The sequence below is a fragment of the Serinicoccus marinus DSM 15273 genome, assembly GCF_008386315.1.
GTDB lineage: Bacteria > Actinomycetota > Actinomycetes > Actinomycetales > Dermatophilaceae > Ornithinicoccus > Ornithinicoccus marinus.
The window spans coordinates 2372651-2391251 of sequence record NZ_CP043808.1 but is presented as its reverse complement, the minus strand read 5'-3'; the positions used below and the strand labels follow the sequence as shown (position 1 = coordinate 2391251).

Annotated in this window: 10 protein-coding genes and 6 pseudogenes; 7 read left to right on the top strand and 9 right to left on the bottom strand. The window is 73.8% G+C overall.

From position 1 onward, the window contains the following. Positions 1–70 precede the first annotated feature (70 nt). Complete coding sequence (locus FU792_RS11330) at positions 71–667, bottom strand: DUF1003 domain-containing protein (protein ID WP_022925058.1); 597 nt, start codon at positions 665–667, stop codon at positions 71–73. Continuing rightward, positions 660–1941 (bottom strand): annotated as a pseudogene (locus tag FU792_RS11325) (magnesium transporter MgtE N-terminal domain-containing protein). The gene FU792_RS11330 and the pseudogene FU792_RS11325 overlap by 8 nt, the downstream one beginning before the upstream one ends. 79 nt (positions 1942–2020) lie before the next feature. On the opposite strand from FU792_RS11325, the gene FU792_RS11320 reads away from it, so the two are divergent. Further along, positions 2021–2515, top strand: a complete 495-nt coding sequence (locus tag FU792_RS11320) for a YflT domain-containing protein (protein ID WP_028131021.1) — start codon at positions 2021–2023, stop codon at positions 2513–2515. Between the two features lie 43 nt (positions 2516–2558). On the opposite strand, the pseudogene FU792_RS11315 reads toward FU792_RS11320, so the two are convergent. Further along, positions 2559–4080 (bottom strand): annotated as a pseudogene (locus FU792_RS11315) (aminopeptidase P family protein). 62 nt (positions 4081–4142) lie between these two features. Here FU792_RS11315 and FU792_RS11310 point away from each other — a divergent pair. Next, entirely contained in the window at positions 4143–5642 is a 1500-nt protein-coding gene (locus tag FU792_RS11310; RefSeq protein WP_022925054.1) for a threonine/serine exporter family protein, read from the top strand. A 21-nt stretch (positions 5643–5663) separates the two neighbouring features. Here FU792_RS11310 and FU792_RS11305 read toward each other — a convergent pair whose 3' ends face one another. Continuing rightward, positions 5664–6353 (bottom strand): DcrB-related protein, encoded by a 690-nt coding sequence (locus FU792_RS11305; RefSeq protein ID WP_022925053.1) that lies wholly within the window; start codon positions 6351–6353, stop codon positions 5664–5666. A 110-nt stretch (positions 6354–6463) separates the two neighbouring features. On the opposite strand from FU792_RS11305, the gene FU792_RS11300 reads away from it, so the two are divergent. Then, positions 6464–7336 (top strand): PHP domain-containing protein, encoded by an 873-nt coding sequence (locus FU792_RS11300; protein WP_022925052.1) that lies wholly within the window; start codon positions 6464–6466, stop codon positions 7334–7336. Here the strand turns inward: FU792_RS11300 and FU792_RS11295 are convergent. From FU792_RS11295 to FU792_RS11280, 4 genes and pseudogenes are all read right to left on the bottom strand, one after another. Then, positions 7330–8804, bottom strand: a pseudogene (locus FU792_RS11295) (DEAD/DEAH box helicase); the annotation flags it as partial. The gene FU792_RS11300 and the pseudogene FU792_RS11295 sit on opposite strands and share 7 nt — an antisense overlap. A 271-nt stretch (positions 8805–9075) precedes the next feature. After that, positions 9076–9345: a GlsB/YeaQ/YmgE family stress response membrane protein gene (locus tag FU792_RS11290; protein WP_022925050.1), complete on the bottom strand. Its 270-nt coding sequence runs from the start codon at positions 9343–9345 to the stop codon at positions 9076–9078. 192 nt (positions 9346–9537) lie between these two features. Beyond that, positions 9538–9765: a DUF3107 domain-containing protein gene (locus tag FU792_RS11285; protein WP_022925049.1), complete on the bottom strand. Its 228-nt coding sequence runs from the start codon at positions 9763–9765 to the stop codon at positions 9538–9540. Between the two features lie 59 nt (positions 9766–9824). Beyond that, the gene (locus FU792_RS11280; protein ID WP_149814775.1) at positions 9825–10484 is read right to left on the bottom strand and encodes a TetR/AcrR family transcriptional regulator; all 660 of its coding nucleotides are present in this window, start codon (positions 10482–10484) and stop codon (positions 9825–9827) included. Between the two features lie 59 nt (positions 10485–10543). On the opposite strand from FU792_RS11280, the pseudogene FU792_RS19265 reads away from it, so the two are divergent. The 4 genes and pseudogenes from FU792_RS19265 to FU792_RS18890 all read left to right on the top strand — a co-directional run. After that, positions 10544–10915 (top strand): annotated as a pseudogene (locus FU792_RS19265) (UvrD-helicase domain-containing protein); the annotation flags it as partial. Then, complete coding sequence (locus FU792_RS11270) at positions 10819–13740, top strand: PD-(D/E)XK nuclease family protein (protein WP_420876876.1); 2922 nt, start codon at positions 10819–10821, stop codon at positions 13738–13740. The pseudogene FU792_RS19265 and the gene FU792_RS11270, both read left to right, overlap by 97 nt. Further along, a pseudogene (locus FU792_RS11265) lies at positions 13737–16037 on the top strand (ATP-dependent helicase); the annotation flags it as partial. The gene FU792_RS11270 and the pseudogene FU792_RS11265, both read left to right, overlap by 4 nt. Positions 16038–16110: 73 nt before the next feature. Then, positions 16111–16809, top strand: a pseudogene (locus FU792_RS18890) (PD-(D/E)XK nuclease family protein); the annotation flags it as partial. Between the two features lie 175 nt (positions 16810–16984). Here FU792_RS18890 and FU792_RS11260 read toward each other — a convergent pair. Further along, entirely contained in the window at positions 16985–18538 is a 1554-nt protein-coding gene (locus FU792_RS11260; RefSeq protein WP_238706088.1) for a phosphotransferase, read from the bottom strand. Positions 18539–18601 lie beyond the last annotated feature (63 nt).

Sequence of the window (18601 nt, the reverse complement as noted above, 5' to 3'; positions counted from 1 at the left end):
TGGTAGGTGCCCCGGCGCGGCACCCCGACGGCGGTCGCGCGCCGGCCGTGGGCGTACGGTGAGGCGCCGGTCAGTCGCGAGGAGGTCGCCGGTCAGGCCCCGACGCGGACGGGTCGGCGGCGTCCTCGGCGACCGCGTCCTGCTCCCGCAGCTCCTCCAGCACGTCCCGCAGCTCGGAGCGCACGAAGTCACGGGTCGCCACGTCGCGCATCGCCAGCCGGAGGGCGGCCACCTCCCGGGTGAGGAACTCGGTGTCCGCCTGGGTGCGCTCGTCGCGGGAGCGGTCCTGCTCCATCTGCACCTTGTCGCGGTCGTCCTGCCGGTTCTGCGCGAGCAGGATCAGCGGCGCGGCGTAGGAGGCCTGCAGGCTGAGCATGAGGGTGAGGAAGATGAAGGCGTAGGGGTCGAAGCGGGCCCCGGCCGGCAGGACCGTGTTCCACGCGATCCAGAGCAGCACGAAGAGGGTCATCCACACGAGGAACCGCGCGGTGCCCATGAAGCGGGCGAAACGCTCCGCGAAGGCCCCGAAGCTCTCCGGGTCCATGCGGGCCTGCGGCATCCAGCGCGACTGCTTCGCCAGGGGCTGGTCCAGCCGCGCGCCCTTGGTCTCCTCGCCCCGCCGCGAGCCACCGCGGGAGCGCGCCGTGTGTCGGGTCGGCTCAGACATCCCCGGCCTCCGTCAGGTCCGACTCGCGCCAGTCGTCGGGAAGGATGTGGTCCAGCACGTCGTCGACGGTGACCGCGCCGAGCAGCCGCCCCTCGGGGTCGGCCACCGGGAGCGCCACGAGGTTGTAGGTCGCCAGGGCCCGGGTGACCACGCCCAGGCTCGCGCCCGGCGCCACCGGGTCGATGTCGGTGTCGAGGATGGAGCCCACGGGCTGGTGTGGGGCCTCGCGCAGCAGGCGCTGGATGTGGATGCTGCCCAGCAGCCGACCGGTGGGGGTCTCGTGCGGGGGCCGGGTGACGTAGACCAGCGACGCGGTCGCGGGGTGCATCTCCTCGCGGCACCAGCGCCAGCGCCTCGGCGATGCTGGCCTCCGGGCCGAGGATCACCGGCTCGGTGGTCATGAGGCCGCCCGCGGTGTTCTCGTCGTAGGTCAGCAGCCGCCGGATGTCGGCGGCCTCGTCCGGCTCCATGAGCGCCAGCAGCTCCTCCTGCACCTCCTCGGGCAGGTCGGAGAGCAGGTCCGTCGCGTCGTCGGGCTGCATCGCCTCGAGGATGTCGGCGGCACGCTCGGTCGCGAGGTGGGTGAGGATCTCTATCCGGTCGTCGTCCGGCAGCTCCTCCAGGACGTCGGCCAGGGTCTCGTCGTCCAAGGCGTCGGCCACCTCGGCCCGACGCTTCGCCGACAGGTCGTGGATCGCCTCGGCGAGGTCCGGCGGCTTGAGGTCCTCGTAGGCCTCCAGCAGCGCGGTCGCGGCCTGCGGCGGACCCTGCTCCTGCAGCCCGTCGACCGCCTCGACGTCCACCAGCAGCGTCTCCCCGCGCCGCCGCCGCAGCAGCCCCCGGCGGGGGGCCTCGGCGCGGCCCTTGCGGACGAAGACCTTGGTCAGCCGCCAGTCGCCCCCGCGCTGCTGGTCCATGGCGACGTCCTCGACCACGGCCGGCAGCCGGTCGTCCCCGTCGCTGACGGTGACCTGCCGGTCGAAGAGCTCGCCCACGACGAGGGTCTCCCCGGCCCGCTGCTCGAAGCGGCGCATGTTGACCAGGCCGGTGGTGATGACCTGCCCGGCGTCGATGGAGGTGACCCGGGTGATCGGCACGAAGACCCGGCGGCGGCCGGGGACCTCGACCGCCAGGCCGATGGCGCGCGGGCCGTGGGAGGCGGCCCGACCGGTGAGGGTGACCACCACGTCGCGCACCCGTCCGACCTCGTCACCCAGCGGGTCGAAGACGCTCAGGCCGGCCAGGCGGGCGACGAAGACGCGGTGGGTGCTCACGCGATGAAGAATACGACGGTGGGGAGGCCGCGCGGCGAGGCCGGTCGCGGTGGTCGGGGCGGCTTGGCACAATGGCGAGGTGAGCACTCCCACCGGTTCCCCGCGCCCCATGGCGCGCCCCACGCTCGACCTCGACTACCCGAAGAGCATCGCCGTCTACGACCGCTACGAGCAGGCACAGGAGGCCGTGGACTACCTCTCCGACCAGGAGTTCCCGGTCCAGCAGGTGCTCATCGTCGGCACCGACCTCAAGCAGGTCGAGCGGGTGACCGGACGCCTGACGACCGGCCGGGTCGCGCTGGGCGGCGCGCTGTCCGGGGTGTGGCTCGGGCTCTTCGTCGGCCTCGTCTTCGCCCTCTTCGCCGGTCCGGGCGACACGCTGCTCACGATCGGCTGGACGGCGCTCTTCGGTGCCGTCTTCGGCCTGGTCTGGGGTCTGATCGGGTATGCCTTCACCCGCGGGCGGCGCGACTTCACCTCGGTCACCCAGGTCGTAGCGACCCGCTACGAGGTCCTCACCGAGCACAAGCTCGTCGAGCAGGCCAAGGACCTGCTGGGGTCCAGGCTCACCTGAGCGGGTTCGACGGCGGACGCCCCGCCGGCCTGCCTCGTCGCGCTCAGCCGCGGCGGCCGCCTGAGCGGACCCAGGCCTCCACCTCGTCCGCTGTCCGCGGCAGCATCGCGGACAGGTTGCGCGACCCGTCGGCGGTCACGACCACGTCGTCCTCGATCCGCACCCCGATCCCGCGCAGCTCCTCGGGCACGAGCAGGTCGTCGGCCTTGAAGTAGAGCCCGGGCTCGACGGTGAGGACCATGCCCTCGCGCAGCTCGCCCTCGACGTAGTCCTCACGCAGCGCCTGCGCGCAGTCGTGCACATCGATGCCGAGGTGGTGGCTCGTGCCGTGCACCATCCAGCGGCGGTGGAACTGCCCCTCCTGCGCGTCCAGCGTCTGCTCCAGGGTCACGTCCTGCGGCAGCAGGCCCCAGTCGAGCAGGTGCCGCGCGATGACCTCGATGGCGGCGGCGTGGACGTCCTTGAACCGGTTCCCCGGACGCACCGCGGCCAGGCCCGCCTGCTGCGCCTCCAGCACGGCCTCGTAGACCCGGCGCTGCGGCTCGGTGAAGGTGCCCGAGACCGGGACCGTGCGGGTGACGTCGGCCGTGTAGAGCGCGTCGGTCTCGACCCCTGCGTCGAGCAGCAGCAGCTGGCCCTCCTGCACGTCACCGGTGTTGCGGATCCAGTGCAGCGTCGTGGCGTGGTCGCCGGCGGCGCAGATGGAGTCGTACCCGACCCCGTTGCCGGCGTGCCGGGCGTGCAGCCCGAAGACGCCCTCGACCCAGCGCTCGCCGCGGCCTCGCCGGACCGCCTCGGGCAGGTGCTCCACGACGGCGTCGAAGGCGGTGGCGGTGGCGTCGACCGCCTCCTGCATCTGCGCCACCTCCCAGTCGTCCTTGACCATCCGCATCGTCGACAGCCTGCGCGCCAGCTCCAGGTCCGCCTCGGTGCTCGCCTCGACCTGCGCCTGCTCGCCCAGCCCGGCCTGCGCGCGCACCTCGTCGACCTGCTGTGCGACCTCCCGGTCCGCGTCCCGCACGACCCGCACCGCCAGCCCCGAGGGGCCGACGTCCTTGGCCAGCGCGTCCGGGAGCTCGGACACGTGACGCGTGGGCATACCCAGCTCCGCGGCGGCCGAGGCGAGCGTCGGGCGGGACCCGACCCAGAACTCCCCGGACCGGGTCGGCGAAGAATTCCTCGCTGTCCCTGTCGGCGAGCGGCACGAAGTAGAGGTGCGCCTCATGGCCCTCGCCGTCGGCGGCGGGCTCGAGGACGAGCACCGCGTCCGGTTCGCGGTCGGCACCCAGGCCGGTGAGGTGAGCGAAGGCGCTGTGCGGGCGGAAGACGTAGTCGGTGTCGTTGCTGCGGATCTTCAGCCCTCCGGCCGGCACGACCAGCCGTTCCCCGGGGAAGGCGGCCGAGAGCGTCTCGCGGCGGGCGGCGGCATACCGCGCCGCCTCGGTGAGCTCCGGCAGCTCGGTCGACCGGGGGGCCCAGCCCTCGCGCATGAAGGCCATGAAGGCCTCGCCGGTGGGACGGTTGCGGTGCTCTGCCTGGTGCTGCTTCTCACTCACGCCGGCCATCGTAGGCGGTGCCCAGCGAACACCGAGCGAACGGTCAGCCGCCGGCCCTAGGCTTGCCCCCGATGAGCGACCAGTCCCCCTACACGAGCATGCCCGGCATCGTCACCGGACCGCAGCGGATCGGGCGTCCGCAGCTGATCCCGGCGGCCCGCCTCGGTCGGCAGCTGAAGTACCAGGCGGTGCGCGTGGTGCGCTCCAGCTCGCCGCCCACCACCGCCATCGGCACGTCGATCGCGGCGGACGAGGCGACCCAGCGGCATGCTCGGGCGGTCTGCGACCTGGCGCTGCGGGTGGGGGAGGCACTGCTGTCCACCGGCGCCTCGGCGGCGGACTGCGTCGCGGCGGTCCTGCGGCTCGGGCAGGCCTACGGCATCAGCTCGATGCACATCGACATCACCTACACCTCGATCGCGGTCTCGGTGCACCGCGGCGTCGACGAGGACTCGCTCACCGTGATGCGGGTCATCCCCGACCGTTCGCCGGACTACACCCGGCTGCAGGCCGTCCAGCGGCACATCGACGACATCGAGCGCTCCGCGCAGGAGTCCGGGGTGCCGACGATGGAGGTGGATGCGGCCCGGACCAGGCTCGTGGACCTGCTCTCCTCGCCGCACCCCTACCGTCGCTGGGTGGTCACCCTCGGGGCGGCCATCATGTCCGTCGGGGTCGTCATGCTCTACGGCGCGGGACCGGTCATGTGGGCGGTCGCCGCCCTTTCCGCGGCGCTGGTCGACCGGGTCCAGCGGTTGCTCTACATCTGGGGGATCGCGGCCTTCTTCACCCAGGTGCTGAGCGCGGCGATCCCGGCCGGCATCGCCCTGGTGATGTACAGCATCGGCCGGGAGAGCCCTTCGGTCGTGGTGATCTCGGGGATCGTCGTGCTGCTCGCCGGGCTGAGCGTGCTCGGCGCGGCGCAGGACGCCATCGACGGCTACTACGTCACGGCCGGTGCCCGCGGTCTCGAGGTGATGATGATGACGCTCGGCATCGCGATCGGGGTGGCCCTCGTGCTCGGCATCGCCCGATGGTTCGGGGTCTCGATGGAGGCCGCGCCCTTCGTGGCCCTCGGTGGCACCCCACTCATCTCGACCCTCGGCGCCGCGCTCATCGCTCTCGGCTTCTGCCTCAGCACCTACTCCGGCGTGCGGGTCATCGGGCTGAGCATCGTCATCGCCTCGGGTGCCTGGCTGGTGCTGGAAGGAGCCCTCTACCTGGGCCTGGCCACGCCGGCCGGGGTCGGCGTGGCCGCGGCGGTCGTAGGGGCGCTCGCCTTCGCGTCGTTCAAGGTCCTCCGGGTGCCCGAGGACGCCATCGCCACGGCGGGGATCGTCTCGCTGCTGCCCGGGCTCGCGGTCTACCGCGCGCTCTACCTCATCATGGAGAACGACCCCGGGAGCGTCCCCATGGCGGTGCTCAACTTCGTCAGCGCGGTGGCCACCGGCCTCGGTCTGGCCGCGGGCCTAGCCATCGGCAGCTTCGCCGCGCGGCGCAAGTTCGGCCTCGACCCGGCGGCCCTGCGGGCACGCCGCCGCTCCCGCGGGACCTACGTCGCCGGAGCCTGAGCCGCACGGTCGCAGACGGTGTCAGTCGGTCCAGGTCCAGCTGGCGAGCATGTCGTCCAGCACCGGCGCGGCGTCCTCGGCCTGGCTCTCGACCGCCGAGAAGGTCACGACGTAGAGCGTGCCCTCGTGCGACACCCACCGCTGGGTCTGGTGGACCGTCGCGTCCTGCACCTCGCGCACCAGGGTGTAGCCGGGAGCCCGGTTGCCGTCGACCTCGGCGGGCTCGAGCAGCTCGTACTCGCCGTCCTCCCCGGCGAGGTCCTCCGCGGCCTGCTCGACGGCGGAGGTGAGGTTGCCGACGTACTCCTCCTGCGTGATGACCACGTTGGTGTAGAAGTCGTCGACCCGCTCGGCGTCGCGGCCGGCGAGCACCGTGGCCTCGGTCTGGTCCTGGGCGGTGGCCGTGGCGTCCTCCCACGTCCCGGGTAGCGTGACCGTGAAGGTGTCGTCGGTGGCGCCGAGCTCCAACTCCTCGGGCTCCTCCGGCTCGCTGGTGGCGGCGGCCTCCTCGGTCTGGGTCGACTCGTCCGCCGCGGTGGTCTGCTCGGCGTCGTCGCCGCTGGGCTCCTCGCTGGCGGCCGACTCCTCGGTCGCGCTGCTCGTCGCCGGGGGCTCGTTCACCGGCTCCTCGTCGGCGCACGCGGCGAGCGACAGCACCGCCAGCAGGCTCGCGGCTCCGGCGGTGCGCAGGGAGGCTCGGGTCGTGGTCATGCTTCTCCTTCGGGCGCGCGTGGCGCGTCACGTGCCGGGATGGTCCCGGTCCGTCGTCGTCGGTCGTGTCCCAGTATGACCGGTCGGCGCCACCGCCTACCGTGTCCTCCATGCCGCGCCTCTCGCCGACCGCCCGGGTCGACCTGCACACGCACTCGACCCACAGCGACGGCACGCAGACGCCCGGCGACCTGGTGCGGGAAGCGGCGGCGACCGGGCTGGACGTCCTGGGACTGACCGACCACGATGCCGTGTCCGGCTGGGAGGAGGCTGACCGCGCCGGCCGCGAGCACGGCGTGGTGGTGGTGCCGGGGGTGGAGATCTCCTGCAGCTGGCAAGGACGGTCGGTGCACCTCCTGGCCTACCTGCCCGACCCGGGCGACGAGGCGTTGTCCGCCGAGCTGGCGCGGACCCGGGAGAGCCGCACGGGTCGGCTTCGTCGCATGGTGCGGCGGCTGGAGTCCGCCGGTTACCCGGTGACCTGGGAGGAGGTGCTGGCGCAGGCGGGCGACGTGCGCTCGCTGGGCCGGCCGCACATCGCCGACGTCCTCGTGCGCCAGGGCAGCTTCCCGGACCGGGACGCCGCCTTCGCGGACGTGCTGCACTCGCGCAGCAGCTTCCACGTGGCGCACTACGCACCGTCCCCGACGGCGGCCATCGAGCTGGTGCGGGCCGCGGGTGGCGCCCCGGTGCTGGCGCACCCCTTCGCCGCCGCGCGCGGGCATACCCTGCCGGAGACGCTGCTGGAGGAGCTGGCTGCGACAGGGCTCGCCGGGATCGAGGTGGAGCACCGCGACCACACGCCGCAGGACCGCGACCGGGCGGCTCGCCTCGCCCGGCGGCTCGACCTCCTGCCGACCGGGTCCAGCGACTACCACGGCAGCGGCAAGCCCAACCGGCTCGGGGAGCACACCACCTCGGTGGAGGTGCTGCGTGCGCTCCTGGAGCAGACCGCGGGTCAGCTCCTCGGGGCGTCCCCCTGACCGGACGTCGTCCGACGGCGGCGACGCCGACGTCCCGAGCCGCTGGACTCGGTGGTCGTGCTGGTCCTGCTGCCCTGAGGGTCCGAGCGCTCGCCGCCGCGCTGCCCGGTGCGGCCGCGGCCGCCCTGGCCACCGCGGTCGCGGCGCCCTCCCGAGCGGCCCCCGCGACCGCGCCGGTGGTCGGTGCCGGGCGCCTCGATGTCCTCGACCTTCTCGGCGCCGAGCCCCTCCCGGGTCCGGGCCGAGCGGGGCAGGGTGCCCCGGGTGCCCTCCGGGATGCCGAGCTGCTCGAACAGGTGCGGGCTGGAGGAGTAGGTCTCCTCCGGCTCCGGGTAACCGAGGTCGAGGGCCTTGTTGATCAGCCCCCAGCGGGGCATGTCGTCCCAGTCCACGAAGGTGATCGCGACGCCGGTGGCGCCGGCCCGGCCGGTGCGGCCGATCCGGTGCAGGTAGGTCTTCTCGTCCTCAGGGCACTGGTAGTTGATGACGTGGGTGACGGCCTCCACGTCGATGCCGCGGGCTGCGACGTCGGTGGCGACCAGGATGTCGACCTTGCCGGTGCGGAAGGCCCGCAGCGCCTGCTCGCGCGCGCCCTGGCCCAGGTCGCCGTGGATCGCGGCCGCCGCGAAGCCACGGTCCGACAGCTCGTCCGCGACCTTGGCAGCGGTCCGCTTGGTGCGCGCGAAGACGATGGTCAGCCCACGTCCCTCCGCCTGCAGGATGCGCGCGAGCATCTCCACCTTGTCCATGGCGTGCGCCCGGTAGGCGAACTGTTCGACGGCGGCGACGGTGTGGCCCTCGCCGTCCTCGCTGACCGCGCGGATGTGCGTCGGCTGCGTCATGTAGCCACGGGCCAGGGAGACCACGGCGCCGGCATGGTGGCGGAGAAGAGCATGGTGTGCCGACCGGCGGGGGTGAGCGCCAGCAGCCGCTCGACGTCCGGCAGGAAGCCCAGGTCGAGCATCTCGTCGGCCTCGTCCAGCACCACGGTGCGGGCGTGCGCCAGGCTGAGATGACCCTTCGAGGCGAGGTCGAGCAGTCGGCCCGGGGTGCCCACGACGACCTCGACCCCGCGCTGCAGGGCTTCGATCTGCGGCTCGTAGGCGCGACCGCCGTAGACCGTCAGCACCCGGATCCCCCGGTGCGCACTGGCCTTGGTGAGGTCGCCCGCCACCTGCACCGCGAGCTCGCGGGTGGGGGCCACGACGAGGGCCTGCGGGGCGCCGGGGCGCTCCTGGGCGGAGAACTGGGGGTCGTCCGGCGCGACGACGTGGTGGAGCAGGGGGAGGCCGAAGCCGAGGGTCTTGCCGGTGCCGGTCTTGGCCTGGCCGATGATGTCGTGGCGGGACAGGGCGACGGGCAGGGTCATGGCCTGGATCGGGAAGGGGTGGGTGATCCCTCCGTCGGCCAAGGCACGGACGATGTCGGGGTGGAGGTCGAAGTCGGCGAACGCGCGGTCTTCCTGCATGGGTCATCCTCTCGATCTGGTGGCCGTCCGAGCGCCGTGCGGCGGGGACGGTCCGGGCCGATCGGAGACGATCCATGGGGAGGTCGGGCGCCACGCCCGACCCACGACGACGTCTGCTTCCTCGTGGCAGGACGGCCGACCGGGCACCGGTGTACGACAGGTGAGTCTACCCGCTGGCCGGGCAGCCCCGGACGCACGACGACGGCGCGCCACCCGGTGGGTGACGCGCCGCCGCGGCCTGTGCTCGCCCTCCGGGGGCGGGCAGGGTCGGTCAGCTGACCGCCTTGCGGCCGGTGATGGCGCCGTAGACCAGCACGGCGACGATGGCGAAGATCGTGCCGAGGATGAGACCCCAGAAGCTGAACTGCGCGCCGCTGGTGCCGAGGAACCGCGCTCCCACGAAGGAACCGAGCAACGAGCCGACGGCGCCCAGCAGGATGGTCATGGGGACGGAGATGTTCTGCTTGCCCGGCAGGATGAGCCGGGCGAGCGGGCCGACGATGCAGCCGACGATGAGTGCGACGATGATGGTCGTGATCATGGGGAATGCCCCTTTCGCAAAAGCCTCCCGGGCGGGGCTTTCCGTCCCGGGTGGCCCATCGGTCGTGCGGGCACGCGTCGATGAGCCGCGCTCAAGTTAGTGCGCAGACACCACAGGCGCCACTCCGGGCGCCGCGTGTCTGCGCACTCGTGACCGAACCGTGACGCGGCCCGTCCGGCGGCGTGCCGCCGGTCAGTGGCTCCCGAAGCCGACCCGACCCTTGTCCTGCGCCCCGATCTCGACGTAGGCGAGGGTCGTGGTGGGGACGATGACGGTCCGTCCCTTGTCGTCCTGCAGCTCCACGACCGGAGCCTGGGTGGTGAGAGCCTCGGTCACGGCCTGGCGGACCGCCTCCGGGGTCTGGGCGGACTCGAACGTGACCTCGCGCCCGACGTCACGGACACCGATGCGGACCTCCACGACAAACCTCCACGACATGCTCGGGTGCAGACGACCCGGTCGGGCCGTGCCCCGCCAGCCTAGCCCTGGGCGACGGACGTCGTCCGTGGGGGGACCGCGCCCCAGCCGCGCCACGCGATGGTCGAGAGCAGCTCGAGCACGCGCTCGCGGGCCATCGTGTCGCGGCGGCTGTACCAGCTCAGCGCCGCCGCCTGGGCCATACCGGCCATGGCGGTGCCCAGCAGGACGCACTCGTCCCACGACAGGTCCGTCTCCTCGGCCAGGACCCGTCCCATGGACTCGCCGCACGCCCGGCGGGTCCGCTCGACGATGGCCGACACCGCGGGCTCGGACGCCATGTCCGACTGGAAGAGGACCGAGTAACCCGACGAGGGCGACTCGACGAACTCGAAGAACCGGCTGAGGCACCCCGAGATGCGGGCGTGGTTGGTCTGACCCGTGTCGAGGGCGCTGTCGATGGTGCGTACGACCTCGTCCGACACCGACTCCGCGACGGCGAGGTAGAGGTCGAGCTTGCTGCTGAAGTGCTGGTAGAGCACGGGCTTGCTCACGCCGGCACGGACGGCGATGTCGTCCATCGCGGTCGCGTGGTAGCCGGACTCGGCGAAGGCCTCCTGGGCAGCACCGAGGAGCTGGGCACGGCGTTCGTCGCGGGGCAGGCGCAGCCTGCGGTCACGGGGCGGGGGGCTGTCACGGGTCCCTCTCCTTCTTCGAGACATCAGTCTACGTCCCGGGGTCGCGGGGACGGTCTGTCTCCGCCGGGTGATGAGATGGAGTCATGTCCGTGAACGACCGAGGGCCGAGCGCAGCGCTCGACCCCACCCAGGAACGCGTGGTGGCCTACCGCGACGGCGTCCTCGTCGCGCAGGGGGCACCGGGCACGGGCAAGACGACTGTGCTGGTCCGGCACGTCCAGCAGCGGATCTCCGCCGGCCTCGCCCCGGACCACTGCCTCGTCATCGCGCCGACCCGGCAGTCGGCGACCCGGGTCCGCACCGCGATCGCGCGTGGCCTCGAAACGACCCACACCCAGCCGCTGGCCCGGACGGCGGCATCCCTCGCCTTCGCCGTGCTCCGGCTGGCCGCCGCGCGGGCGGACGAGCCGGCACCGCGGCTCATCTCCGGGGCGGAGCAGGATGCCGTGCTGCGGGAGCTGCTCGCCGGGCACGAGGAGAGTGCACCGGCCCGTCCTGGCCCCCGGACCTCGAGCTCGCCCGTCGCACCACCGGCTTCCGGGACCAGCTGCGGGACCTGCTCATGCGCGCGGTCGAGCACGGGGTCGGCCGGGCGGACCTGGAGCACCTGTCCCGGGTCCACGGGCGGCCCGAGTGGGCCTGCGCGGGGGAGGTGCTGGAGGAGTACGACCAGGTCACGGCACTGGCCGACCCCGGCAGCTATGACCCTGCGTGGATCTGCACCGCGGCTGCGGGACTCCTCGAGGGCGACGAGTCGTTGCGCGCCGTCGTGCACGAGAGGGTGAGCTTCGTGGGCGTCGACGACGCGCAGGAGCTGACGGCCTCGGCCGCACGTCTCCTGGACGTCGTCCGACCCAAAGGCGTCGACAGCGTGCTCGTCGGCGACCCGGACGCGGCGGTCCTCGGGTTCCGCGGCGCGGTCCCCGGCGCCTTCCTGGAGCTCGGTGAGCGATGGGCGGGAGAGGCCGGCCCGGCACGGGAGACGCTCGGGGTGCGGCACGGGACCAGCGGCGCGGTGGGCGAGGTGGTCGACCGGGTCGCGCAGCGGATCGGCCTCGTCGGGGACGCCCGGCACCGCGGACCGATCAGCGGCGACGAGCAGGGGACGGGATCGGTGCGGATCACCCGCAGCGCCGCCCAGGAGGCCTCGCTGGTGGCGCGGTGGCTGCGGCACGCCCACCTCGTGGAGGGTGTCCCCTGGCAGGAGCTGTCGGTGATCGCCCGGAGCGTGCAGCAGCAGGACGCCGTGCGTCGTGCGTTGGCCTCGGGCGGGGTGCCCGTGCGGGTGGACCGGTCCTCGGTGCCGATCGGGTCGGACCCGGCGGCGCGACCGCTGCTGCTCGCGCTCGACATCGTCACCCGGGAGGCCCCCGGCGTCGGACCGGGCTGGAGCGTGGACCCGGAGGAGGCGCTGGAGCTGCTGCAGAGCCCGCTCGGGGGCATGGACCCGGTCGGGCTGCGTCGGCTGCGTCGTTCGCTGCGGGGTGCCGAGCTCGCGGCAGGCGGTCTGCGACGCGCGGACGACCTGGTCGCCCTGCGGGTCAACGACCCTGATCTGCGCAGCGCCGCCCCGGCCGACCTGCCCCCGGAGCTCGCGCCGGTCGCGCGGGTGGGTCGGCTCCTCGACGCCGGCCGGGAGGCGGTCGTGCGAGGCGGGTCCACGCCTGGTCGCGGCGAGGGCTCGGGCCAGGCCGTCACCGGACCGGACGAGATCTTGTGGGCACTGTGGTCGGCGAGCGGGTTGGCCGCGTCCTGGAGCCGGCAGGCCGCGGGCGGGGGAGCGCTCGGAGCCCGTGCCGACCGCGATCTCGATGCCGTGCTGGTGCTCTTCGAGGCCGCCGAGTCCTACGCGGAGCGGCTGCCCGGCGCCCGGCCACGGTCCTTCCTGGACTCCGTGCGCAGCGCCGAGCTGGCTGCCGACACCCTGGTCCAGGGGGCGCGTCGCACCGAGGCCGTCGAGGTGCTGACCCCCCATGCCGCGGCAGGGCGTCGGTGGCGGCGGGTGGCCGTCGTCGGGGTGCAGGACGGCATCTGGCCCGACCTGCGGCTGCGCGACACGCTGCTGGGTGCCGAGGCGCTGGTGTCGGCGGTCCACGGGTGGCCTGTCGCCGGTCCGGAGGCCTGGCGTGCCGCCCAGGCGGCGGTGCGCGCGGACGAGCTGCGACAGTTCCACGTCGCGGTGAGCCGGCCGACCGAGGGGTTGCTGGTCACCGCTGTCGCCTCCACCGACGACCAGCCCTCGGGACTGCTCGACCTGGTCGAGCCGGGTTTCCGGGAGCGCCCGCCCGCGGAGGTGCCGCCGCCGATGACGCTGCGCGGGCTGGTCGCCGAGCTGCGGCGGGCCGCTGTGCGGTCGCACCGCGAGGGGGACCGCAGCACCCGGGACGCCGCCGTGGGCCTGCTGCGGCGGCTCGCCGTCGAGGACGTGCCGGGTGCGGACCCGGCGGCGTGGTGGACGCTGCGGGAGACCTCGAGCACGGCACCGGTGCGCCCGGAAGGGCCGGTGCGGGTGTCACCCTCGCGGTTGCAGACCTTCCGGGACTGCGAGCTGCGATGGTTCCTGACCTCGCGCGGGGCGGAGACCGGTGAGGCCTTCCGCGCCGAGCTCGGCACCCTCGTCCACGACATCGTGGCCCATACCCCGGACGCCTCCGTGCCCGAGCTCACCGCCGAGCTGGACCGGCGCTGGGACGACCTGGGGCTGGTGGAGGGGTGGGTCTCGGAGCGCGCCCAGCAGGACGCCCGACGGATGCTGGAGAGGTATGCCGACTACGTCGCCCGGGCGCGGGCCGCCGGCCGGGAGCTCGTCGGCAGCGAGCTCGACCTGTCGGTGCTGCTCGGTGCTGCGGACGACCAGGATCGCGAGCGCGGCCGGGACGCACGTCTCGTCGGGGCCGTCGACCGGTTGGAGCGCACCAGCGAGGGCGCCCTGGTCGTCGCGGACCTCAAGACCGGGAGCACCCCGGTGCCGAAGGCCGACGTGGAGCAGCACGCCCAGCTCGCGGCCTATCAGGTGGCGGTGACCGAGGGCGCCTTCGGTGAGCTCGGCTCCCGCAGCGGCGGTGCCCGGTTGGTGCAGCTCGGCGCCTCAGGTGCGGTGGAGCAGGCGCAGCCACCCCTGGGCGAGGCGGATGACCCGGCCCAAGCGAGACGCACGATCAGGGAGGCTGCCGCAGGAATGGCCGGCGCCGGGTTCACCGCGCGCGACCTGGAGCGTCGCTGTCGGCGCTGCCCGGCGCGCTTCGCTTGCCCGCTCCAGCCCGAAGGAGCCTCACGATGACGACGGCGCAGCCGCGGTGGTCCCCGCAGGACCTGGCCTCGGCGCTGGGAGCCCCGGAGCCGACCCCCGAGCAGTCGGCGGTCATCACCGCGCCGTTGCGTCCCGGGGTGGTGGTCGCCGGGGCCGGCTCCGGCAAGACGGAGACGATGGCCTCCAGGGTGTTGTGGCTCGTGGCCAACGACCTGGTCCGTCCGCAGGACGTGCTGGGCCTGACCTTCACCCGCAAGGCCGCGCTGGAGCTGGCGTCGCGGCTCACGTCCCGGCTGCGGCAGCTGCGGGAGGCGGGGGTGTGGTCCCCCGGGGGCACCGAGGCGTCCGGCACGGACGGCTTCGACCTCCCGACCATCTCGACCTACCACGCCTACGCGGGTCGGCTCGTGACCGAGCACGGCCTCCGGCTCGGCGTCGAGCCGGACGCGGTGCTCCTGTCGGAGGCCGCCTGCTGGCAGCTCGCCCACGACGTGGTGACCCGCTACACGGGCGACATGAGCGGCATGACCAGCGCAGCGAGCACCGTCGTCCGTGCGGTCATCTCCCTGTCCGCCGAGCTCGGCGAGCACCTTGTCGAGGCTGACGACGCCCACGCCTTCCTGCACGACCTGGCCCGCCGGGTGGAGGACCTCCCGCACGAGGGACGACCGCTCAAGACCGGGCGGGACCTCGCGGCCGACCTGCGCCGGCAAGCCCTGCTCTATCCCGTGGTCCAGGCCTACCGGCAGGCCAAGACGGCGCGTGGAGCGCTCGACTTCGGGGACCAGATGGCGCTCGCGGCCCGACTGGCGCGGGACGTGCCGGCGGTCGCGGAGATGGAGGGCGCACGCTACGGGGCAGTGCTGCTGGACGAGTTCCAGGACACCTCGGAGGCGCAGATGGTGCTGCTCACGTCCCTCTTCGCGGGCCGGGAGCTGCCGATCACCGCGGTCGGCGACCCGCACCAGTCCATCTACGGCTGGCGCGGGGCCAGCGCCACGACCCTCACACGCTTCCCGCGCGACTTCGCCCTCGAGGGGGTGCCTGCCCCGGTGCTCCAGCTGAGCACGTCCTGGCGCAACGACGCCGCCGTGCTCGACGCGACCAACGTCGTCGCCGCGCCGCTGCGGGAGGAGGCCGCGGTCCCGGTCGAGACCCTGCGCGCCCGTCCCGGCGCCGGGCCCGGGCTCCTCGAGGTCGCCCGCCTGACCGACCACGTCGTCGAGGCCGAGCACGTGGCCGACTGGGTGCGGCAGCGGTGGGAGAGCTCGTCCCGTGTCACCGCCGCGGTGCTGTGCCGGGCCCGCTCGCAGTTCGCCCCGGTCGTCGATGCGTTGCGCCGCCGCGGCCTCCCGGTGGAGGTGGTGGGCCTCGGGGGCCTGCTCGACACCCCCGAGGTGCTCGACCTCGTCGCCCTGCTGTGGGTGGCGCAGGAGCCGACGCGCGGCGACCAGCTGATCCGGTTGCTGGCCGGGCCGGTGTGCCGGCTCGGTGCCGCGGACGTGGACGCCCTGTGGGCGAGGGCCGGCGAGCTCGCCCGGAGCGGTGGCGCGGTGCCGGGGGAGCGTGACCATGCCCCCGTGCTGGCCGAGGCGGTGGAGCGACCGCCCGGCGAGGGCTGGACCGGGCCCGGCGGCGAGCGGATGTCGGAGACCGGCGCACGCCGGGTGTCGTGGTTGGCGGAGGTGGTGCGGCGGGTGCGCTCGTTGACGAGCCTGCCGCTGGCCGACCTCGTCGTCGAGAGCGAGCGCCTGTTGGGGCTGGACATCGAGGTGGCGGCAGATCCCGACCTGCACCCCACCTGGGGGAGGGCGCCGATCGACGCCCTCGCGGAGGTCGCGGCCGGCTATGCGCACAGCGCCCAGCGGGTGAGCCTGGGCGGGTTCCTGGACTGGTTGGACGCGGCTCGCGAGCACGAGCGCGGGTTGGAGGACGCCGAGGTGCCCGAGCTGGCCGAGGTGTCCGTCGACACGGCGGCGGTCCAGGTGCTGACCGTGCATGCGGCCAAGGGTCTGGAGTGGGACGTCGTGGCGGTGCCGGGCATGGTCGAGGGCACCTTTCCGGCGGGTCGGACCACGCCGGAGCACCGCGAGGGCACCTGGCGGGTCAAGCCACGCGCGGAGAAGGGCTGGCTCGTCGGGATCGGCAAGCTTCCCACGCCGCTGCGCGGTGACCGGGCCGGCCGCCCCGACATCGCCTGGTTCTCGGTGGTGCACACCCGCGACCTGCGATCCCGGCTGGAGGAGCTCTACCTCGCCCAGGGGCGCTACGCCGTCGAGGAGGAACGCCGCCTGGCCTACGTCGCCCTCACCCGGGCGCGGCACCGACTGCTCCTCACCGCACCGGTCTGGTCGACCGGGCTGCGCCCACGGGTGACCTCCCGCTTCCTGGAGGAGCTGCGTGCCCGGCCCGACGTTCGGGTCGGTCCGTGGGCAGACCTGCCCGACCCGGACGAGCCGGCGCAGATGCGCAACCCGCGTCTGGACGAGCAGCTCAGTGCCGACTGGCCCCGGCCGATGGTCCGCGACGAGCGACGGGGCGGCGGTCCAGGACGTGGCGGCGGCGCTGGTGGCGGAGCACGCCACCCGAGAGTCGACGCGCACCGTCGAGCCCGACGAGGAGTCGTGGGAGTCGACGCTCCGTCTGCTCCTGGCCGAACGGGCCCGGAGGCACCAGCCGGAGTCCGAGGTGTCCCTCCCGGCCCACCTGTCCACCTCTGCTGTCGTGGAGCTCGCCGCCGACCGCGCGGCCTTCGTCGAGGCGCTGCGTCGTCCGCTACCGACCCCACCTGCGCCGCACGCGCGGGTGGGGACGGAGTTCCACGCCTGGGTCGAGCAGCACTACGCCTCGGCGACCCTCGTCGACCTCGACGACCTGGACGCCGGGGCGAGATCGACGCAGGCGCCGGACCTGCGCGGGCTGCGACAACACTTCCTCGCGAGCGAGTGGGCCGACCTCACCCCGGTCGCGGTGGAGGTCCCGGTCCAGACCACGGTGGCCGGGCGCACCGTCGCCGGTCGGATCGACGCCGTCTTCGACGACGGCGACGGTCGGGTCACCCTCGTCGACTGGAAGACGGGCTCACCTGGTAGCCCCGACCAGCAGCGGGTGCGTGCGCTCCAGCTGGCCGTCTACCGGCTGGCCTTCGCACGACTGACCGGAGGGAGGTCGAGGAGGTCGGCGCAGCCTTCTTCTACGCGGCGACGGGGACCACGGTCCGTCCGGAGCTGCCGACCGAGGACGTGCTCGAGGAGCTCCTGGTCGACGACCCCCATCAGCTGCGGGGGTCCTCCTCCGGCGGCATGCCGTAGAGGTCGTGCAGTCGGGTGTCGTCGTCGAGCAGCTCCTCGCCGGATGAGCGCTCGTCGGCCTTCGGCGTGGAGCCATCCTCGGCTCCCGGCGTGGAGTCGTCCTCGTCGGCATCCGGCCTGGGCCCGTCCTCGGCTCCCGGCGAACAGTCGTCCTGGGGCTCCTGCTGGATCCTCTGCGGCTCCGGCACCGGGACCTCCGCGGTGATGTCCGTGTCGGGCTCGCAGGACCGGTCGTCCGGGTGCGGGTGCGGGTCGCCGTCGTCCAGGAAGGGATCGGGCTGCGCCGCGTCGTCGAGACCGGGGTCGTCGAGCGCGTCGTCCTCGTCGTCCGTGCTGTCGACGTCGTCGTCGCCCGTGCTTTCGACGACCTCGGGCTCGGCCTCGACCTCGCTCTCGACCTCGGCTGCGGTCTGGGTCTCGACACTGTCATCGCCCACGGAGCCGTCGAGGTGCTGCGGCTCCGGCCCGTCCATCCCAGGGTCGTCCGCGCTCGGGCCGGCGTCCTCCGGATCGGACGGCGGCGACGAGGCGTGCCCGCCCGTCGTCACGGCGGCCGTCCCCGCGCCGCGCGCCGTCACCGGCACCAGGGAGTCCTCGTCCTCGGTGAGCCGGTCCATCCGGCGCAGCGCGACGACCCGCCGGGCGGCATCCTCCTCGCCCACCGAGACGTGATGCGCGAGGCCGCGCAACCTCCGGGTCTCGGCGAGGAGGCGGGCCCGGGCGTGCAGGTAGGGGTCCGGGCGCTGGGCGCGGGCCAGTGCGTAGCTGTCCAGCACGGCGTCCCAGGCCTCGGGCGAGGCACGGCTGTAGAGGTCGGCCAGGTCCGCGGCCGGGTCGCCGACCATCGCCTCGTCCCAGTCGGTGACGGCGACGACCCTGCCGCTGTCGGCCGTGTCGTCGGCGAAGGCCACCACGACCGTCCCGCCGCGGAACGCGCCGTGGACGGGGGTGCTGGCGAACTGCCACAGCGGGGCCGCGTCGAAGGCCTCCTCCCACCGCGCCAGCAGCCGGGTCGGCACCCGTCCGGACTCGGCGGCCCGGTCGACCTCGGAGATGAGCCGCTGACGGCAGCCGGAGGCGTCGAAGGACGGTACGTCCTGCTGCTCGAAGACAGCGACGGGGATGTTGTGGACGGCCGCGAGGGCACGACCCACCGCGTGGGCGAGCCCGGTCCCCGGCGGGAGCTGGGCGAAGTCCAGCGTCGACCCCTCGACGTGCGGATAGACTGCGGCGTGGCCCTCCTGACCGACGGCCGCGTAGCCCACGGGTGCGGGCACCTTGAAGGGCACGTGGCGCGAGAGCTGTCGCACCAGCTCGTCGTTGCGGCGCAACCTCGCGCCGGTCACGGCGGACAACGGTGACCGGACCAGCCAGCGCCGACCGGTGGCGTCCTCCACGACCGCTTGCTGGAGCTCGGTCTCCTCGTCCGGCTCGACACCCATCCCCGCCACGGCCACCGGCTTCATCCCCGGGACAGCGGCGCTCGCGAGGGCTGCCAGGGCCAGGTCTGTACGCATCACGGCTCCCACGGTATGCCGTGCCGACGCCGACGCGCGGCAATCCCCCCGGCACGCCCCCAA